Annotated in this window: 14 protein-coding genes; 6 read left to right on the forward strand and 8 right to left on the reverse strand. The window is 39.6% G+C overall.

Annotated elements, in window-relative coordinates:
• Positions 1–41: 41 nt before the first annotated feature.
• Positions 42–1571 carry a DUF4394 domain-containing protein gene (locus tag ADICYQ_RS02945; protein WP_020890843.1) on the forward strand — a complete coding sequence of 510 codons (1530 nt, stop codon included), beginning with the start codon at positions 42–44 and terminating at the stop codon, positions 1569–1571.
• A 159-nt stretch (positions 1572–1730) separates the two neighbouring features.
• On the opposite strand, the gene ADICYQ_RS02950 is transcribed toward ADICYQ_RS02945, so the two are convergent.
• The 3 genes from ADICYQ_RS02950 to ADICYQ_RS02960 form a co-directional block, all read right to left on the reverse strand.
• On the reverse strand, positions 1731–2696 hold the full coding sequence (locus ADICYQ_RS02950; RefSeq protein WP_020890844.1) for a metallophosphoesterase family protein: 966 nt from the start codon (positions 2694–2696) through the stop codon (positions 1731–1733).
• Positions 2697–3084: 388 nt separating this feature from the next.
• A complete protein-coding gene (locus ADICYQ_RS02955; RefSeq protein ID WP_020890846.1) occupies positions 3085–4266 on the reverse strand; it encodes a winged helix-turn-helix domain-containing protein in 1182 nt (393 codons plus the stop codon).
• A gap of 39 nt (positions 4267–4305) precedes the next feature.
• Positions 4306–5823, reverse strand: a complete 1518-nt coding sequence (locus ADICYQ_RS02960) for a sulfatase (RefSeq protein WP_020890847.1) — start codon at positions 5821–5823, stop codon at positions 4306–4308.
• A 297-nt stretch (positions 5824–6120) separates the two neighbouring features.
• On the opposite strand from ADICYQ_RS02960, the gene ADICYQ_RS02965 reads away from it, so the two are divergent.
• The 4 genes from ADICYQ_RS02965 to ADICYQ_RS02980 all read left to right on the forward strand — a co-directional run bounded on the left by ADICYQ_RS02965 (position 6121) and on the right by ADICYQ_RS02980 (position 9121).
• On the forward strand, positions 6121–7233 hold the full coding sequence (locus ADICYQ_RS02965; protein ID WP_020890848.1) for a DUF6920 family protein: 1113 nt from the start codon (positions 6121–6123) through the stop codon (positions 7231–7233).
• Positions 7234–7469: 236 nt separating this feature from the next.
• A complete protein-coding gene (locus ADICYQ_RS02970) occupies positions 7470–7961 on the forward strand; it encodes an RNA polymerase sigma factor (protein WP_020890849.1) in 492 nt (163 codons plus the stop codon).
• Positions 7945–8604, forward strand: coding sequence for a hypothetical protein (locus ADICYQ_RS02975; protein WP_020890850.1), 660 nt, complete (start codon positions 7945–7947; stop codon positions 8602–8604). The genes ADICYQ_RS02970 and ADICYQ_RS02975 overlap by 17 nt, the downstream gene beginning before the upstream one ends.
• A gap of 52 nt (positions 8605–8656) precedes the next feature.
• A complete protein-coding gene (locus ADICYQ_RS02980) occupies positions 8657–9121 on the forward strand; it encodes a hypothetical protein (RefSeq protein WP_020890851.1) in 465 nt (154 codons plus the stop codon).
• 152 nt (positions 9122–9273) lie between these two features.
• Here the strand turns inward: ADICYQ_RS02980 and ADICYQ_RS02985 are convergent, their stop codons facing one another.
• The 5 genes from ADICYQ_RS02985 to ADICYQ_RS26550 all read right to left on the reverse strand — a co-directional run bounded on the left by ADICYQ_RS02985 (position 9274) and on the right by ADICYQ_RS26550 (position 15555).
• Positions 9274–9996, reverse strand: a complete 723-nt coding sequence (locus ADICYQ_RS02985) for a hypothetical protein (protein ID WP_152520449.1) — start codon at positions 9994–9996, stop codon at positions 9274–9276.
• Positions 9918–11351, reverse strand: a complete 1434-nt coding sequence (locus tag ADICYQ_RS02990; RefSeq protein WP_020890853.1) for an alpha/beta hydrolase family protein — start codon at positions 11349–11351, stop codon at positions 9918–9920. The genes ADICYQ_RS02985 and ADICYQ_RS02990 overlap by 79 nt, the downstream gene beginning before the upstream one ends.
• Before the next feature lie 150 nt (positions 11352–11501).
• On the reverse strand, positions 11502–12944 hold the full coding sequence (locus tag ADICYQ_RS02995) for a nucleoside hydrolase-like domain-containing protein (RefSeq protein WP_020890854.1): 1443 nt from the start codon (positions 12942–12944) through the stop codon (positions 11502–11504).
• Between the two features lie 169 nt (positions 12945–13113).
• Positions 13114–13317 carry a hypothetical protein gene (locus tag ADICYQ_RS03000; protein ID WP_020890855.1) on the reverse strand — a complete coding sequence of 68 codons (204 nt, stop codon included), beginning with the start codon at positions 13315–13317 and terminating at the stop codon, positions 13114–13116.
• A 99-nt stretch (positions 13318–13416) separates the two neighbouring features.
• Complete coding sequence (locus ADICYQ_RS26550) at positions 13417–15555, reverse strand: exo-alpha-sialidase (RefSeq protein ID WP_081652276.1); 2139 nt, start codon at positions 15553–15555, stop codon at positions 13417–13419.
• Positions 15556–16417: 862 nt separating this feature from the next.
• Here ADICYQ_RS26550 and ADICYQ_RS03010 point away from each other — a divergent pair.
• A complete protein-coding gene (locus ADICYQ_RS03010; protein ID WP_040414242.1) occupies positions 16418–18922 on the forward strand; it encodes an SGNH/GDSL hydrolase family protein in 2505 nt (834 codons plus the stop codon).
• The last annotated feature ends 80 nt before the right edge of the window (positions 18923–19002 follow it).

A 19002-nucleotide genomic window follows, 5' to 3' on the forward strand; every position in this document is an offset into this window, starting at 1 on the left:
TTTCGTAATTCCATAAAAATATAACCTAAACAAATATTTTTATGAAAAAATATACGCGGAATTCCTTATTCATAGCATTATTCTATGCTTTTACATCAGTATTTTTAATTTCTTGTGATGAGCTATTTGACAAAGATCCAGTCAAAAACCCTTCAGCAATGGTTCCAGATGTATCATTTACAGCCTTGACAGATGACAATAAAATCGCTTGGTTTAATGCTCAAAACCTGAATAATCCCGAAAAAACCCTTTCCATTACTGGTTTGCCTTCTGGTGAACAGGTGATTAGTATTGATTACCGACCCGCTACTGGCCAACTTTATGGACTAGGCATTTCCAGTAGGCTTTACATTATCAACGAGCAATCAGGTATAGCCACTCCATTAGGAACGGATTCTTTCTCTCCAGGAATAATGGGAGACAATGCTTCCATCGATTTCAACCCAACAGTGGACAGGGTTAGGTTGGTAACAGAAAGTGGTCAGAACCTCAGGCTGCACCCAGAACTTGGAACAGTAGTGGCCGAAGACGGCAGCATCAATGGAGGTGACCAGCCTCTAATAGGAGCAGTGGCCTATACCAACTCTATGGCCGGAGCAAGCAGTACTAAACTTTATGACATAGATTTTTCTTCCAATAAACTTTTTTTACAGATTCCACCCAATGATGGCGGTCTTGAAGAGGTAGGGGATCTCGGAGAAGATTTTATGGGTATGGGAGATTTTGATATCAATTCTGATAACAGTAGTGCCTTTGCAGTTACTTTGAACGATGGAGAATCGAAGTTATACACAATTGACCTGGATGAAGGGAGTGCGGATTGGTTAGGTGATTTTTCCATTCCCGTTTTTGGTATCGCTTTTAAGACGGATCCAGTAGCTTATGCAACGTCTTTAGATGACGACCTTTACAGGTTTAATCCGATGAATCCTGGGGATGATAAAGTAGCCCTCACTGGATTAATGGACGGAGAACACATTATAGGATTGGACTTTCGTGCAATGAATGGCTCTCTCCTTGCAATTAGTAATCACAGCAAGTTGTATACAGTCAATACCTCTAATGGTGCTTTGTCTCAGGTAGGCTCACAGTTAGATCCAATGTTCCAATCTCATGAGAGTGTCGGTTTTGATTTTAATCCAACGGTTGATAGAATCAGATTGGTTACCAATTCAGGTCAAAATTTCAGATTACATCCTGATTTAGGAACCGTTGTTGCGATTGATGGAGACCTGAAGCCGGGAGATCCTAGTGTAAATGGAGCGGCTTATACCAATAATATTCCAAACGCAAGCACTACTGAACTATTTGTTTTGGACAGTGAAGTCAACAAATTGTTCAAGCAAGATCCTCCAAATGATGGTGTATTGGTAGAAATTGGGGATTTGGGAAATAGTATCGAATCAGGTAATGGTTTTGACATTGGTGGTGCCTCAGGAATGGCTTATGCACTTGTCAAAGCTGAAGGGGCGAATGGCATTTATACAGTAAACCTGCTTACGGGTAATATAACCAAAGTTGCTGATTTTAATTTTGACGTGGTATCCATGTCGATTGGCTTAGGGTTTTAAAAGGTGATTTTTTTCATCCGCAGGTTTCATTTTAAGTTTTTGAGGTTTTAAATTTTTGGCTGACAAGATTTAATTTTTAAAGCGGAGTTATGACATCCTCTATTGTTTTCAAAAGAAAGGCTACCCAATTAAAGGGTAGCCTTTCTTTTATAACTAAGCCTATTTAACAAAAGAACCTGGCCAGGTGCATGGATAAACTTTTTTCCCGTTTACTTCACGGATCCAGGAATCGAATTTTCTTTCTCCTTCCATCAAAACGATGATTCTTGCTCCTTCGACAGGTGCTTTTCTATAAGTTTTCGTTTTGGTAACCCTTCCATAGGCCAGGGCCACATTGTGATGGACGCCTATGTAATCGTTGTTGTGGTCGTGACCAACAAAAGTCCCCATGATGTCTTTGGATTCCAACATGGCAGCAAACATGCCCGTATTGATTTCCGGTCCACATTCGTCCTCTTTTCTTTGGCCGATGGCTTTCACTTCTTTATTACTCCAGGCCTGGTAATATTCCGGCAAAGGAATGTGGAAAAAAGCAATAGCAGGTAGAGGTTCGTTATTGTTTGCCTTGGTGTAGTCCTGGCTCTTTTCTTTGTACCAATTGACTTGAGATTGATCAAACCAGCCCCAACCGTCCACTTCAGGTTTTAAAGTGCTATAAGCATTGGAATCCATGATGTAAACAAGTGCTTCGGCATTGTTTTCTTGACTTTTGACGGGAAATATAAAATTGGAATTACCATAGGTTTCTCCCTTGTCATTATTCAAGCAATAACTTAATCCTTGAAGTAGGTCAGCAACTTCCTTTCTGGAGAGATCGGCTTGAGAATCATGATTTCCCAGGGTTACTATCCAGGGCATTTTTGCCTCTTTAAAAACCTTTTCAAAAGCTTGATAGGTTTTTTTTGGGTTGCCGTCTGTGGCTATATCCCCTGTCAACACGACCAGATCAGGCTTTTCAATCTCAAGGATCTTTTTTATAGTGGTAAAAACTTCCATATTCTTACCTTCCTCTACGTTGACATGGGTGTCGGTAAACTGGACAACTTTAAATTTCTTGTCCTTGTTAAATTTTAGGTTGGCTAGTTGTTGGGACTGAGCTGTGCATGTAAAAAAGGAGAAGTGCAAAAAAAGATTAAAAACGATTTCATAAGTGATAACAATGAGAATTATAGGAAGATAGAATAAGGGGAATGATTTTTTAATTAAGAAAACCAGCGCTGATCAAGGTTGGGCTTTAAAACAGTAAAACTGTTTGGCACAATTACAATTGCCTCTTCCAATGAAAAACCTTGAATTATTACCCTCCAACCCAGTCGATGGTCTATTCTCTATAGTTTTTTTTCTGAAAACGAGGAAAGTTTTTCTGCAAGCCTCTGATTTGCCTTTCAGAAATTCACTGTTTTATACTTTTGTGTTGTGAAATGGAGCAAGTTATTCTAAATAGTCTCTTTTAAGGATGTTAACCAAGTCTTTTGAGGAACCTAATGATAGGCTAGGAGGCAACTAAATATATCTACAATAGGCCTTGCAGAACAGCTTTAAAATCGGAGGGGCTTGTTTTGTGTACTTGAATTTCCGTGCAGTTGTTAAATTGCTTAAAGGCTTCTAGTTCTTTACAAAAAGCAATGGAAAAGGCATTCCTATCCTTTATCCCTTCCTCCAATGCCAAATGATTGATGTGCAAAATCGAAGTTTTTCTATCGGCTTTACAATCCATTCGGGCCACTAACCTGGCGTTCCACAATATAGGCAAGGAGAAGTAACCATATTTGCGTTTCTTTTCAGGGATATAGCATTCAATTTGATAGTCAAAATCAAACAAGCTTTGCATGCGCTTGCGTTGAATAAGTAAATTATCAAAAGGCGAAAGTATTTTCAATTTCGCTTTATTCAGGGGCTTGTTTAATAATGCTAAGGATTCAGGGAAAGTATAGTAACCATTGCCATTTACGGTTACCAATACCAATTCACCACTTGAATGCATCTCGTTCAATGCTGCGGTGACATGTGCTTTTGTGTTTTTAAGCAAATAGGATATCTCAGCTGCCTGTCCTATACCATTTGCTCTAAGGTAACTTTTTATCAAAAAACGCAGGTATTCCTTTCTAGTGGGAACACTAAGATCAATATCTTTTGGTAACACCCGTTCGGTGAGGTCATATACCTTGTGAAAGTTTTTTCGCGAAGAAATCATCAATTCACCCTGCATGTACAAATTCTCCAATGCTTGTTTGGAAGGTTTACTTCCCCATTCTTTTATTTTTTCGTCATGCACAAAGTCTTTAGCCATTAAAGGCCCCTCTTTCTCTATACGATTCAATACCGTATTCATTAGCCCAAAATCTTTCTTAAACCAATGCTTTTGCTCTCCAGTTAAAAGGGCATTTTTTCGGGGTAAGCTATATTTATAGTCTCTCATTGGCAGGTAAGCTGCTGCATGCGACCAATACTCAAATACTTTTTTCTTTGCTACCAATTCCTCAAGGTGCGAATTTTGATACTGTGGGTTTCTGCTCCACAAAGTATGATGGTGTGCACGTTGAACGGTAGAGATGGTGTCGATTTGGATATAGCCAAGATTCTCTATGCTGGACAGGGTGTAGTCTATCGCTTTTCCTTTCTGATGGGAAGGCGGTAGATTGTGTGACAGCAAAACCAGTTTTTGGGCTTCCTGAATGGAAAGGGATTCACTCATTTTAAAATAGTTCTATTGCCTGTTTTGGATTAAATGGGATTAATAAACAATACCCAAATCATTGGTCCGTACTTCAGCTAATTTACCCTGTAGGAGGCCCTGCATTTCTGAGACCACCTCTTCGTATTTTGGATACAAAGCCAGGTTATTGTATTGTCCCTTATCATAATTCATGTCGTACAATTCCATGCCGCCTTCAGCCTGCTCCCCATATTGAATGTAGGCCCAGTCAGATGAGCGAATGAGGTATCCCATTCTACCATTTCGCTGAGAAACGGAAAAAGCAAAGTCTCTAACTTCTAACTTGGGATTATCAATCAGCGGGGCCAAACTTTTCCCCTGTAAAGCAATCGGAGCTTGTAAGCCTGCTAATTCTGAAATGGTTGGGTAGAGGTCAATTAATTCTGCAAACGAATGGCAGACTGCAGGAGCTTGTCCGGGGACTTTGATGATCAAAGGAACCCTGGCAGACTCTTCCATCAGTCCGACTTTCATCCAAAACCGATGTTCCCCTAAAAAAAATCCATGGTCAGATGTGAAAATGACAATTGTGTTTTCTTCCAGCCCTTCTTCTTTTAATGTTTGCAATACCTTGCCGACCTGATCATCTAAAAAGGAGGTGGAGGCATAGTAAGCAGCGACAGCCTTTTTTTCTTGTTCGACTGTCATCTCTCCATTTAAACTGTTTACATAATTTATCCCTTGCTCAGGAATGTCATCCCAGTCATTATCAACCTTGGGAGGCATTACAACTTGCTCGTGGGGATAGTTCTCAAATGAAGATTTAGGAGCTACAAATGGTACATGTGGGCGAAAAAAGCCTGCGGCGATAAAAAATGGCTCGTTTTTATGCTCTCTCAGAAGTTCCGATACTTTATTGGCTGTTACGGCATCTGTTTGTATTTGGTTTTCCTCTGTCTTGACAATATGAATTTGATTGCCTCCATTCCAAAGGCTATCCTTAGGTAAGGTAAGCAAACCAAAAGGGTTGTTTTGAACCAACTCATGTTCACCTTTAGCATGAACCTCAGGGGCTGGACTGTTAAATCTCTCTGTCCATGAGGCTGGGTCATCCTGTCCATTTCTTCCTTCCATAATATCTACAGAGCCCATATGGAATATCTTTCCAACCCTGGCTGTATAATAGCCATTGTCTTTGAATAACTGAGCCCATGACTGCCGGTCTGGCCCCACATTCTCTCGTCCACTTACATATCCATAAGTCGTTGTCGCATTGGGATAGTAACCAAACATCATGGACGCCCTGGATGGGCCACAGACTGGATATTGGCAGTATGCTTTTGTGAAGCGTGTCCCTTCCGAAGCCAAAAGGTCAATATTTGGGGTATGACTGGCCCTATTCTCATAACTGGATATTGCTGTGGTCGTAAGATCGTCAGAGATCATAAACAAGACATTTAGTCCTTTTTGGTCTTGCGCCTGAATGAGAAGGGGGAAAAAGGTGAAAAGTGTAAGGAAGAGGGATAATCCTGCATTTTTACCCCAATTAAATCCAAAGATTTTAGAGTAACCATTGCATGTATAGTGTGCCATCATTGTTGGTATTTGTTTTTGAAATTGAAGGATGGTTTTTTGCTATAATAAAACCATTAACAGAGAATAACTAAGGTACATAGCATGATATTAATGAACTATGAAAACATTGAAATTTTCTCTTGTATCGACAAACTTCGCAATGAACTCGTGAACCAATAGAAGATACTTGCTTCTCTTAAGTAGCCTGAAGGGAGATTTGAAGTGCCTGAAGTGCTAGGCGTTTATTTTTTACTATTTTAGAGTAGTAAAAGGGAACTAAGTTGTCAAGCATTATTCTACATTAAAAATAGAAAAATCATGCGAGTAGCTTTAATAATAGTCTTTGTAATACATGGAGTTATCCATCTGTTTGGATTTTTAAAGGCCTTTGGCCTTTCTGAATTTAATGCCATTACCCAACCCATTTCCAAAGTGTATGGATTATTATGGTTGTTGACCTTTGTTTTATTTGCTGTAACTGTATTCCTATTGTCCATTCAGTCCAGTTATTGGTGGGTAATTGGAATTGTGGGTGTTATCCTTTCACAGTTATTAATTCTAAACTATTGGAGTGATGCCAAGTTCGGGACAATTATAAATTTGATCGTTCTAGTTTTAATTTTTCTCCTTTATTCAACGGGCAGCTTTAAGAAAATGGTGACGGATGAAACAGTGAAAATGTTTGAGAATTCAAATACTTTAGAAAACACCATTTTATCAGAGCACATGATTTCAGACTTGCCTGCAATAATTCAAAAATGGTTACTGAATAATGGGGCAATCGGGAAAGCATTGGTTTACAATGTTTATTTGGAGCAAGACTTACAAATGTTGATGAAACCTGAGCAAAAAGAATGGAACAAAGCAAAAGCCCGGCAATATTTCACCATTGAACCTCCAGCTTTTAATTGGTCAGTCAATCTTAAAATGAATCCATTTTTAGCTGTGGTTGGGAGGGATAAATTTGAAAATGGTCATGGTGAAATGATGATTAAGTTGCTTTCCTTCTTTTCTATTGTAGATGCAAAAAGTAATGAAAAGGTAAATCAAGCAACCTTACAGCGGTATTTGGCAGAAATAGTTTGGTTTCCATCTTTTGCCTTGAGCCCTTATATAAGTTGGGAAGCCATTGATGACTATTCTGCGAAAGCCACAATGGAATATAATGGGACAGTAGGTTCAGGCGAATTTCACTTTGAAGAAAATGGTGATTTTAAAAAATTTGTAGCCATGCGTTATAAGGATGCAGTTGATGTCTTGCCTACTGAATGGACTGTTACCGCTACAAAAACCGAAGAACGAAATGGTATAAAAATCCCTGTTGAATCGAAGGCAGAATGGAAATTAGCGAAGGGAAATTGGACTTGGTTAAAACTTAAAATTACAGACATTAGGTATAATATTGGAGAAATGCCGAAGGTCCTGAACTAAGTTTATCTCAGATTCATAATGCATGCCCATCCTATTAAGGGCCTGTTCCGATCTTTTTTCGAAAAGTGATTTCATCACCGAATTCAAAGACTTTTGAATGATTTGGTTTTATTCAAGGGCAAGGATATTTCTCTTCATTTGATGGGGCCAATTTACCTGCACCCAATTTTTTTTTCACAAATATTTTCAATTAGGTGTAATAAAATTTGATTTACGCCACTAACCAATAAAAAACAGTGAGCAGCGACTTCTACAGATCTTCAATTTTACCTTATGCAGCAATTGTCATAAAGATATGCCGGGCATATACCAATACGCAAGAAGATTTTGAAGATTACTATCAGGAAGTATGTTTACAAATTTGGAAAAGCAGAGAGAATTTCCGCCAACAGTCTGAGTGGTCTACCTGGGTTTACAGATTGTCTTTGAATGTATGTCTGACTTTGTTGAAAAAGAAGAAAAACAATTACCAGCATTTTGCCTCCGATGCCTTGCCTGAAGAAGTCATTGAAGATAGCCATGCATTTTCGGATGAAGCGCTAAATCATTTGTATGATGCCATAAGGCAACTGTCGGAGATTGACAGGGGAGTGATTTTACTTTACCTGGAAGAAAAATCTTACCAGGAAATAGCAGACATTATTGGTACCAACCCGAACAATATTGGGGTACGCATTAAACGAATCAAAGAACGGTTAAAAAAACGATTAGATGGAAAAGTCAATTGAAGCAATCTGGAAAGAAGGGTTTTTGAGAAATGAGGCATTGGTAGGCCCAAAGATTACCAACCTATACAATCAAAAATCGATTCATTTCATCGATAAATATAAAAGGATGTTTAAAATTAATTTGAATGCCATTGCAATTGGTTCAATAGCGGTTTTAGGATTTTCCTTTTTTATAGGAATTCCCATTATGGGAATAGGGTTATTTCTGGTTTCGACGGGGGTATTTCTAGTGAATAAAAAGCTTTCAAAGGGATTGGATCGCATTGATGAAAATGTTAACAGCTATCAATATCTCAAGTCTTTCAGAAGCTGGCTGGATGATCAAATATCAGTCAACAAAAAAATGGCGAGGATTTATTATCCTCTAATTTTTCTATCTACCATAATGGGGTTTTGGTATTCAAGCAGGAATGGGCAGCAATTAAGCAAGACGATAATGAATGAGCTTACTGTCAAATACCCTGATCTTTATGTGGTTTTTGGAATGCCATTAATAGGAATATTGGCTGTGGTATTAATGCTTACTGTATTGGCATTCTTCGGAGGGAAAATTTACAATTGGGATTTAAATATCGTTTATGGAAGGGTAATTAGAAAACTTGATGAGTTGATTTCAGACATGGAAGACTTAAGAGCTGAATAAATTAAAGTATTGCAAACGAGCATTTTAAAGACAAACCAAAAACAACAAAAGCATGAGCATTTCAGAAGCAATTGAAGTTTTTAATGAATTATTGAAAACAACGAACAGTAAACGAGAAACTAAGATTTATAAATCATTTCTTAAAATTCTGGAGAATTTGAGAAACAAAGATTTGTCTGAAAGGCAGTCGCCAATGATACAAGAAGCACTTGGCTCCTTGCTGTTAGAGGCATCAACGGAAAACTCGAAAAAATACTATAAACAAAAACTGTCTGAATTTAAAGCCTTTTTAAAAGAGGAGTTTTATTTCACTACGGAAAAGCATTATACTGAAATAGGAATGGTTTACGGTCTGATTATCGGTACGGGCATAGGCATGTTGTATGGAACTTTTATTGATTCCATTTTAGGGTCAAGTATGGGCTTGTCTATGGGAACAAGTTTGGGAATGCTCTTCGGGATGCTTTATGGCGCAAGAAAGGATGCTGAAGCGAAGAAATTAGGTAGGGTTGTTTAATCTACATAGTTAGACTTTCTTCAAAAATTATGCATATAAAGGGATCAGTTATTCATACTGAATCTATAGGATTGTTTGTCAAAAAAAATGCCCGCCAGTCCCAAAGGAGTGGCAGGCATTTTTAAATTCACAATAGAATTCAACGTATTTTTCTATTTTTCTTCACCGGCCTGAGCATCCCACATACCAAGTATTTCAAGGTTTTTTCGTTTGAGGTCAAGGTAACAATCCGGCAGGTCAAAATGATTCAACACATTCATAGGAAAGGCTGAAACGGGCCAATTGTAGAAAGTGGATTCTGCTATATCACTGTAACTGCTTAAAGCATTTTTCAGGATAACTTTTTTGACATTCTCATTCAATACAGAAGCAAAAGTAGCGGGCTGGCACCCCCAGCCATTGCCCAGAATGGTGATTTCCGTATGGCCTAAGGATTCCAACCAATTTAAAATGCATAGTAAATCATATGTTCGTTTTCCAATAAGTGGTTCCCCCATCATATTTGAAAGCATGCCATAAAAATACTCCTTGTTGTAAGGAATAGAGTAGCTGACATGTGTATTAGACTCAGTCTGCCCAATACCCCTCAAGTCACAGGTGTAAATCGCATGATCAGAATGATCAGAAAGGATTTCTCTTATCTTTTCATCATTGATTAACTCATCATCCATTTCCAAATGAGATACATAAAGTATGACTTTTTGAGGACTACCATGTGGTCTGGAGTATATGTTTTCTTCTGTAAGCTTATAAACCGCATTGTGAATGCCCCGCTCCGTTTCCACAAACATATCCGTTACAAAAGGTCGAGGAAACAATGGTTCCTTTCTTGCTCTGTATATTCGGTAATCCGATACTTCAAACTTTTCTGGCAAGCGTAAAGCTTCAACCAAGGCTTTTTTAAGTTGGATGAGGAAACTGTACCCCTTTTCTTTCCAATCTCTATGGATTGCTTCTTGAGGATTTCAGGTATTGTTTTGGACTCATCCTTGGACAACTGTCCTGCCGGAGTACACCACAGGTCTTCGTCTTTTTCCAATTCAAATTCAGGTTCTTTGCCGTCATTACTAATCTTAGTCACCTGATTAAAGAATCCATACATGGCCTCTCTTGCGGGTTGGTGATAACCATGATAGTCGTCACCTCTAAACAACTGGATATTCTCTTCCGCACCCAATAACTTGTAATAATGTTGTAGCATTTCAAAAGTCTCTTGCGTGCCGCGAGTGTCAAAAAAGTCTTTTTCCTGGGTAATTAGAATTACAGGTTTTGGTGCCATGGCTGCGATGAAATCAAAATGATCCAACCCCTTAGCTAGGCCTTTTGGTGCGTACTGTTCTGCATCCTGGACTTCCTGATTCTCCAGGTTTCTGCGGATGGTGGTGACAAAACAACTTGGAGCAGCCATCGTCAATCGTGGTTCAACGCCACATAGCCAGGTGGTTTGGGTACCACCTCCTGAATTCCCTGTAACCCCAATATATTTGTGATCGACTTCCGGACGCGAACACAAGTAATCAATCCCACGGATGGCATCCCATACAAACCATCCAGCCATTGAATCCCCAACTAAGGTTAATGGGTTTCCTGCATAAATGTGTTCTGTTACTCCCCATTTAGTAGCACTTTCCCGACCTGGTGTAGGGTATTGCAAGCGCTCACCTTGGCCAATACAATCAATAATCAAAACAACATATCCCTTTCTTGCCAGGCTTTGGGCAAAATACTGGTATGCACTTGATTTGGCTTCTCTGGTATGGCCACAAGTTCCAAGCACAGCTGGCATAGGCTGGCCGTTATTTTTTGGGATGTACAGATTGGCGGTCACTTTGAAGCCAGGCCGACTTTCATAAATTACCTTCTCCACTGTGAAACCTTCTCGCTCCAGCTTCCCGGTAATGACAGGGTTCAATGGGATTTTTTCCGGAAAAGGACCGAGGCAATCCTTGATTTTATTTTTGATCTCAGCCTGGTATTCCAGCGCATCTTTTTTTGTTTTAAGCCCATAGATTCTGTCACTATGTTTTTTCGATATCTCCCGCACTTTATCGATATAGTAATTTTGAATCATGGAAGGGAGACGATGGGGCGGCTTATTGGCCTCTCCTTCTACCATCAGGTGAGAAGATTGCTTTTCAGCCTTCGCTTTTAAAACCAGTGAAGGCGCTAAGCCTATTCCAAATCCAGATAATCCAGACCATTTGATAAAATTTCTTCGGTTGTTTTTCATTGCATAAATGTTTTGCGAAAGATATTTTTAAGAAAAATGCGTATTACATATGGTTTGTTACTTTTTTAATGTTCTGGGTTAATCTGGCAGAAGCTGATTTTTCAAAAGCAATTCCATCAATAGTATGAGGCGAAACCATTCTGGATGGGATTATTCAATTTTTGGGAGAATGTTAATGACGATCCGCTCGTACCTTGTTATGGCAGGAGTTCCATTGTCTGTCACGGCCAATATCAAATGAGTAGTTTGCGCTTTTGTCAGTTCAATACGTTCACCTATTCCTAATGTGACTTTAGCACTATTTGGGTTAGTAATAGTGAGTGGTTTGTACCAATTAAAGGCCCAAAAGGTCCCCGCTTCTTTGTAGTTAAACCAGTGATAAGACAATGAGTCACCATCTGGGTCTGTACTCCCACTGGCATCAAACTGAATTTCTTCTCCAGGGTGAATGGTAATGTTTGTTGTTTTATCCACCTTGACCAAGGGAGGGTGATTTGCCTCATTATAGGATTTAACACACCAGTCCATTCTGGCAGCAAAGTCATTTTGGAAAGCTTCCCGCCACCTCCAAATGGTTGCTTGATTGTTAATGTATATTCGATCATCATTCCCTATTACTTCATCTATAGCATTGGTCCAAATGGCTCTTTGCTCTGGTTCTTGGTGGTCAAAATTTCGATAGGGTTTGAAGTCGGGCTTGTACAATTCGTACCGACCACCCCATCCTCCATAATCTGGACGCTCTGAAACATTCAAGCCATTGTTTATCAAGCCTAGAAAACTAGGAGTGTCTCCTTCCATAATGTATTCTACTTCTGGATATTGAGCCCCTAAAGGACCGTGATCTTGCATGATGTTTTTTCGCAGCCAAGGGTTTTCTGCCAGGGAGGCATCTGCTCCAGAAGCATATTTCCTATAGGATTCTCCTCCTATACCATTCCAGGTAGAATGAATATAATCCTCACCCGGACTAACAATATAAAAAAGTCCAGGGAATTCATTCCTGATCCATACGCCAGAATCATCCTGATCAGAAATGGCATAGATCCGAAGTTTGGAAACAAATCTATCTAGTTCTTCTTTTGTTCTCGTTTGCCTAACTTTCCAAAGGGCTTGGCCCAAAACGTTGGCACCACCCCATACAGGAACCCAAACTGGCCTTTCATCTTCCTTGTCCACCACTTTGATCAACCATTCACTTCCTTCAGAATCATTTCCTTTTCCTACAGCGGTCATTCCATACTTAGGCAATCCAGTTTTAATACGAGACAAAAGATATTCAGCTGTTGGGAATCCATCTTCATGTTTCATTAAATTAGCCTGTACTTTTCCATAAGCTTCTACAATCTCTTTTAATCTCCATGCCGCTGTTTTATCACGCTGATGTGTTGACGTTGTGGCTACCAATCCCTCAACATCAAATTGATTGCTGTACAAGAGAAAGCGGACAAGCGATTGGGCATCATCGGGCTCATTCTCTATGTCTGTCAATACAAACACTCTCGGTTTTACAGTAGCTGTTGCGAAGAAGGAAGAGCAGAGAAAAAATAATAAAGTAGTATAAATCAGTCTTTTGTAAGGTGTGTTTTTCATGTTAAATGTTTTTTAATATTGATGGCAATTCATGACCATTCAGTGTTAAGCTTGACGTTTACTCAATGGTCTAATTTTATTGGTTCCTCAATGTCTTGTTCTGCAGCAAAGTTTAAACCCAGTAAATTAGCGATTGTAGCGGCAAATTGATTTTGATCCACATCGCTTCTTATTTCATTCCACCTCTAATAGGGATTAGTCCTTCCATTTTGCTGTAATTATCTGAAAACCATTTTTCGTCTATTCTCTGAGAAAAACAGATTCCTGCTTCCAATAAGAAGACGAATATTGAAATGCTTGTCTTAAAGAGGTAACTGTCTCTTATCCAATTATCAATGGAAGGGAAGGGGGAGCCTTTTATTCCAGTTTTCATACTTGAAAATTTAACGATTTTTTTTAACTGTACCGAATTATCGCATATCTTTTGAGCGAGGCATTATGGTCTTTGCAATGCTGTTTTCGGTCATGTTAATCAATTTTCAACCAGTTTATGTGGAGGCCACCACATTTGCATGGGGTCCGGCCCTAAACCAGTTTCAATTACCTTTACAACCTCCAGTTTGTGAAGGTCTACTACATGCACACCATCCGACTTGGCTTTTATCTTCTCAAGATTTTCTTCCCCATCCTCTCCAATGCTTGTTTTTCCCGCATCTTCACAGCCAACAAAAGCAAATTTCCCATCGGCTGAGATTTCAATTCCTATGGCAAAGCTGCCAACCGGAATTCTTTTAATTTCTTTTTTGGATGCAACATCAATCACCGTCAATGTTCCATTCTTTTCCCAGCCTGCTACATAAGCCCGGCTGCCATCCTTAGAAAATTTGACACGAACAGGCATTCCCAGGCATTCAAATTCGGCCACAACAGTTCTGGAAAGCCAATCTATCACTGTTATACTGCCTCCTGTTTGGTTTAATGCCCATAAAAATTTCCCGTCTGGCGTAAAAGCCATTCCCTCCACTCCTTTGCCGGCTGGGATTAAGGTTTCCAACGCTCCTGATTCCCTGTTTATGACAGAAATATTTTCAGAAGAAATATTGGCAGTCAAAAGGTCTTTTCCATCTGGCGACAGGTATACCATGTGTGAAATCTTACCTCCAGTAGGAATGGCTCGTGTCACGGTATTATTAGCAGTTTCCACCTCTACTACATATCCAGTTTGGCCTGCTGTAAAATAGGCATGTTTTCCTTCAGGAGAGAAAGCGGCTCCGTGTATCCGGACATACTCTCCGGTGTGGATTGTATCCACCTGTTGCCTTTTCATCAAATCGACTACAAAAATCTTATCCCCAGGCGCTTCATAACTACTGAGGTAAGCAAACCGCTGATCTGGTGATATTGCAATTTCATGGGGATTGTTGCCTATATTAATGGTTTCCAACACTTCCATTTTGACTGGATCCAGATACGACAAGGTATTGGAATGTTTATTGGCGATGATCAAAACAGGGTCTGGTTTATCGAAGTCGTATATTTCTTTTAGAGACATCCGTCTTATGCGAAGGTCATAGCCCGGTTTGTCATCATGCTTTACATAATAACCGAAGAGGATATGATCCTCCACTTCGTGAATGGCGGCATAGGCGTATGAAGCATGAATACTTCCTTCAATATTCTGAATATTCCCCCAGGACTGACCTTCGTCTCTGGAAATAGCTACCGTGAGAGGTGTCCTTTTTGATTTGAAATACCCCGGTCCTGATTTGCCATTGTTGTTCCAGGCTAGAATTAGGTCGCCAGTTCCGTTCAACCTTGCCAGTGAAGCGGGAGCGATAGGGGATGGGATAATGGTCTCCTTTGCAAGGCTCCAGGTGATTCCTTCATCAAGTGAAAATGAACTGTATTGCGTTCCTTGATTCGTCCGGATATTCATCATAATGCGTCCGTCATCCATTTCAACAACACCGGGTTCTTGGCTGATCACATTTGTGGGAACCGGCAGAACCTGTCCCATTTTCCAGGTGAAACCCATATCATCGGAATAAAAACACCTGATTTCCCCTCTGTTGCGCCATTCAGAATTTGGCGTTTTGTGCAGAGAAACTGGAGCTAAGATTCTTCCGCTCTTTAGTTGGATAACCCTGTCATTATTCAGGACAAAATAACCTTTTTGATCCGTGATGATTGGTGTTGGCTTACTCCAGGTCTGTGCTTCATCCTTTGAAATACGCACCATAGGTATGCAATCCTCAAGTGAGTTTTTTCGTGCGTAAAACAATGCAATATCACCATTCTGTAATCTTAAAAAGGATACAGACATCACATTCTGATCGCCTTCCCTTTCAACGATCAGTTTGTCTTTTTCAGACCAGGTTTTGCCACCATCATCACTATACCTACCCATAATCTGAGCCGGGGCATGGTCACTGAATGAATTCATAAAGCGAGTATAGGCAAATAGGATTTTACCATCTTTAAGCGTGATAAAATCACCTTCACTGTTGCGGGGATTGACTGATGAGGAGAGTATATCAGTGAAGGAACCAGGTGCGTTTTGGGCTTGTGCCTTAACCAGGTTCGGAAAGTTAAGAAGCAGAAATACCAGACTAATTAAAAAAATATACCTTGTCCTTTTCAATGGTGTTGTTTGATTTGTGTTTTTACTCATTTCTAAATGCTAATGTCGCAGGAGTGTATGTTCCAGATTATTAGGGGAAAGGCGGAACGAATTTCCCGAATTGTTAATAAAACTTTAAAGCCTGACACCATAGTTTTGGGGGTATGAATCATTTGTAGAATCAACTTCAGCGAGTTCCTGATCATTTCCCTTTTTCAAAACACCAATGATAAAGTGGCTATCCTATAAAGATAAGTTGCTTTTGTTGTAAAGAATAGAATTTATATGACAATTCAGATTTTTTTCTGGAAGGTATTTTACATTTCTATATCTCTTAACTGCCTTGTCTTCCAGTCGTTCTAATTGAACCAGCCAAATGACGCATTAATACTTTGTGATTCGTGGTTTGGAACAATCTATGGTAGCACTCATTGACTTCGACCGGGTGGACACATTTATCCAATTACCCGCCTTTTAAGAAGGGAGGCTACATGATATACCTGCTAGCGATGTTGCTGATAAAGCAATACCGCCATGACCGAGGAATCGGTAGCCTTCTAATCAATTCTTGATTGCTGTTTCATTTGTAATTTAAACCAAACATGATCTTGATGAACCTTGTGAGGGGATGGATGGATTTTACCTTTCTTCCTGGATAACCATGAGCACTGTTTTTAGCGTAGATGTAAGGACTCAAAGGGAAATATCTTAAATCTCCTCACATTTCTTTGAATAAGTCCTTTTGTATATTTTGATTTTTTTAGTATAAATCGGCTTTAATTTGTATTTTTATTGCTTTTAATGCAATAATATTTTGAAATAAAGTCTTTGACAGCAAGCTCTATGTAAGGGCTTTTACTGGCGAAGATGGTGATATATATGGTCTTATTAACTGATATTTAGCAAGTAACTAATGAAGAATACACTGAAGATAACAATACTGATCCTTTGCCTTAGCCTAAGTGCGCTGACTACTAAAGACGTAAAGCCCTCGGCTTCAGGAATCACAGAAGAGGTGCCCAATCTGCTTATAAATCCATCTTTTGAGTTCCATTCATTTATGAGTCACCGAACAGGAAAAGCTTCGGATTTTCAATCACATAATGTAGCTTTCTGGAACACTGAGGCATGGGGTGATATTGAAGTGATGCGCGAATCACATGTCTCCAAACCCATAAGGCCTGATTTTTCAACGCAGAACTTGGTAGCAATAAGTCCTGGTAAAAAGATATGGCAATTTTTCACACTTCCCGAGGCAGGTCTGGCTTATGGAGACGAATTGAGTTTATCCGTAAATGGCTATCAAAAAGAGGCAAATCAGCTGAAGTCTGCGATTAAAGTGATGAAGGCAGATAGTGAAGATGGAGAGTGGAGTCCAAAGGACTTTGGAATGAAAGACAGCCGTAGTTTTCCAAAACATGCAAGAGGCGAGCTGGTTGTCGCTAAAGAATATAGCGCATCGATGGAAAAATCTGGTACCATTAACATCTTGGTAGAGAATGCTACGATCATTGGAAAATCAAGCGTTGGAAACAAGTCAAGTTCAGAAGATATCAATACGTTTGGGATTCAAGTTGAATTTGAGAATTTAAGCTCCTCCGATACAGTCTGGATTTACGCTCCAAAGCTAAGCGTGAAAAATACGAATGAAAATATAACGCCTCCTTCAAGGGATATGACTGCAAACTACAGGTACATTCCAAGAACGATTCAAAAACTGTGGAAAGGAGAAGCCATTCATATTGTTGTAATGGGGTCAAGCATTGATCGGGGAAGTGCCAATCCTCCAATGTATTTATATGATGAAGATCCTGATTCTGAAACCTATAAACAACCTCTTTCGGGAGATATTTTTGATGCCGATAAAGCGGGACGTCCTGATCTGGATGGGTATTATGGACAGTGGAGGCATTATTACAGTTATGCGGGAAGGCTAAAGCTTGAACTTATGAGAAAATTCAACCTAAGCGCTGATAAAATATGTCTTAATTTCATGGCCGCTGATGGATCAAGTATAGGTGAATCACACTCAGGACTTCAACAGTATTTTTCATTGTCATTACCACCCGATCCAGGATTGAATGGCCATAAAGAAGGGGAAAGCTGGGAAGATTTATATCCTGATCTTTTTAAACGCAATGAGGGAGCGAGGCCCGACCTTGTGATTTTCGGGAGTGGAGCCAATGAGAAAACAGATACACCAGATGAAGTTGCTGTTTTTGAGGGGGCAATACGATGGATTCAGCAAAATTATCCCAATACGGAATTCTTGTTTAGCCCTTATCAGAATCAGGGCAAATATACGCCAAATACAGTAGACCTTCAGGCGCTATCCCTAAGATACCAGATCCCATATATGGATTATCCAAAAGTAGCTGATGATCTTACCCGCTGGGGAAACAAGTATTCCCTTGTGCCCTCAGATGGTCATCCACAAGCAGCGAGCCATTATTTATGGTTCAAACAACTAGAGAAGGCTTTTGAGTGCTGGAATCCGATTTTCGCCGGACAAGCTCAGCTTCAATTGCCTGAACGGCTTCATGCAAATACCTACGGTTGGGAAGGAAAGATGGTAACTTTTGATTCCACCAGCTCAAGAATAAAAAACAATAGATTCATATTTGAAGACAATGCGATTAATAGCTGGGGCAAAACAGACAGTGAGCCTCCCGTACCTTATGTTGATGGAGTTAAGTTCGAATCAAGAAGATCAAGTCCATCCTACAACCTACGCAATTCAATGTTCCGACATGGGCGAACCAGTTTAGGAGACAGGCATATTCTTGAAATAGCGGGAGAGAATGCCAAATTAACGTACGTAGATTCCAAAATAAACCCAAACAGACGCTTTTTTCCTGTTTCAAATCCAAACTGGAACTTAATGGGGCAAACAATAGTGCCGTTCCATTCAGAATGGGGAGCTCCTTACGGTAAAGAGAAAATTACCCTTAAACCTGGGAAATACATTGAAATTGAAGTGGTATGTACAGACATTTCGGTGGCATGGGTAGATGATCCGGATGCCGGTACCCTTGAAATATTCGTGGATGACCAACTTATGAAGTCCCAGGCTTGTAATATTGGCTTTACCGATACTGACAAAAAGGTTAATTACCTGGAAAATCGGAAGGGTATATTAAATTTAGGCTTTGGTTTACATAAAATCCGGGTACAGGCAAAAGATGCGGCAGTAGATGTTTTAAGTCTTTTTAGCTATGATTCCCGTTCAAATCTCAGTTCAGAGCGAAGGCTTACAGGATTGGCTGTGGGTGGTGAAACGCTGGAATTTACGCGACCTTTTAAAACCAGACCATTGGTAATATGTTCAGGGGATTTATCTGTGGATACCGAAAATATTTCTAATACTGAAGTCAGGTTTTCAGGTTCAAATGGAAGTTATATTATAATTGGTGAATAAGAAATATCGCTTCACCATTCGTATTTGATAGTACTCAATATGTTTTAACGCAAAAAGTGCAATAGATTGTCTATTGCACT

It is taken from the genome of Cyclobacterium qasimii M12-11B (assembly GCF_000427295.1).
Lineage (GTDB): Bacteria > Bacteroidota > Bacteroidia > Cytophagales > Cyclobacteriaceae > Cyclobacterium > Cyclobacterium qasimii.

Coding starts and splice junctions, on each gene's coding strand:
- ADICYQ_RS02945 (WP_020890843.1), top strand. CDS start 42: ATGAAAAAATATACGCGGAATTCCTTATTCATAGCATTATTCTATGCT.
- ADICYQ_RS02990 (WP_020890853.1), bottom strand. CDS start 11,351: ATGAAAAACAACCGAAGAAATTTTATCAAATGGTCTGGATTATCTGGA.
- ADICYQ_RS03000 (WP_020890855.1), bottom strand. CDS start 13,317: ATGAAAACTGGAATAAAAGGCTCCCCCTTCCCTTCCATTGATAATTGG.
- ADICYQ_RS02960 (WP_020890847.1), bottom strand. CDS start 5,823: ATGATGGCACACTATACATGCAATGGTTACTCTAAAATCTTTGGATTT.
- ADICYQ_RS02975 (WP_020890850.1), top strand. CDS start 7,945: ATGGAAAAGTCAATTGAAGCAATCTGGAAAGAAGGGTTTTTGAGAAAT.
- ADICYQ_RS02955 (WP_020890846.1), bottom strand. CDS start 4,266: ATGAGTGAATCCCTTTCCATTCAGGAAGCCCAAAAACTGGTTTTGCTG.
- ADICYQ_RS03010 (WP_040414242.1), top strand. CDS start 16,418: ATGAAGAATACACTGAAGATAACAATACTGATCCTTTGCCTTAGCCTA.
- ADICYQ_RS02980 (WP_020890851.1), top strand. CDS start 8,657: ATGAGCATTTCAGAAGCAATTGAAGTTTTTAATGAATTATTGAAAACA.
- ADICYQ_RS26550 (WP_081652276.1), bottom strand. CDS start 15,555: ATGAGTAAAAACACAAATCAAACAACACCATTGAAAAGGACAAGGTAT.
- ADICYQ_RS02995 (WP_020890854.1), bottom strand. CDS start 12,944: ATGAAAAACACACCTTACAAAAGACTGATTTATACTACTTTATTATTT.
- ADICYQ_RS02965 (WP_020890848.1), top strand. CDS start 6,121: ATGCGAGTAGCTTTAATAATAGTCTTTGTAATACATGGAGTTATCCAT.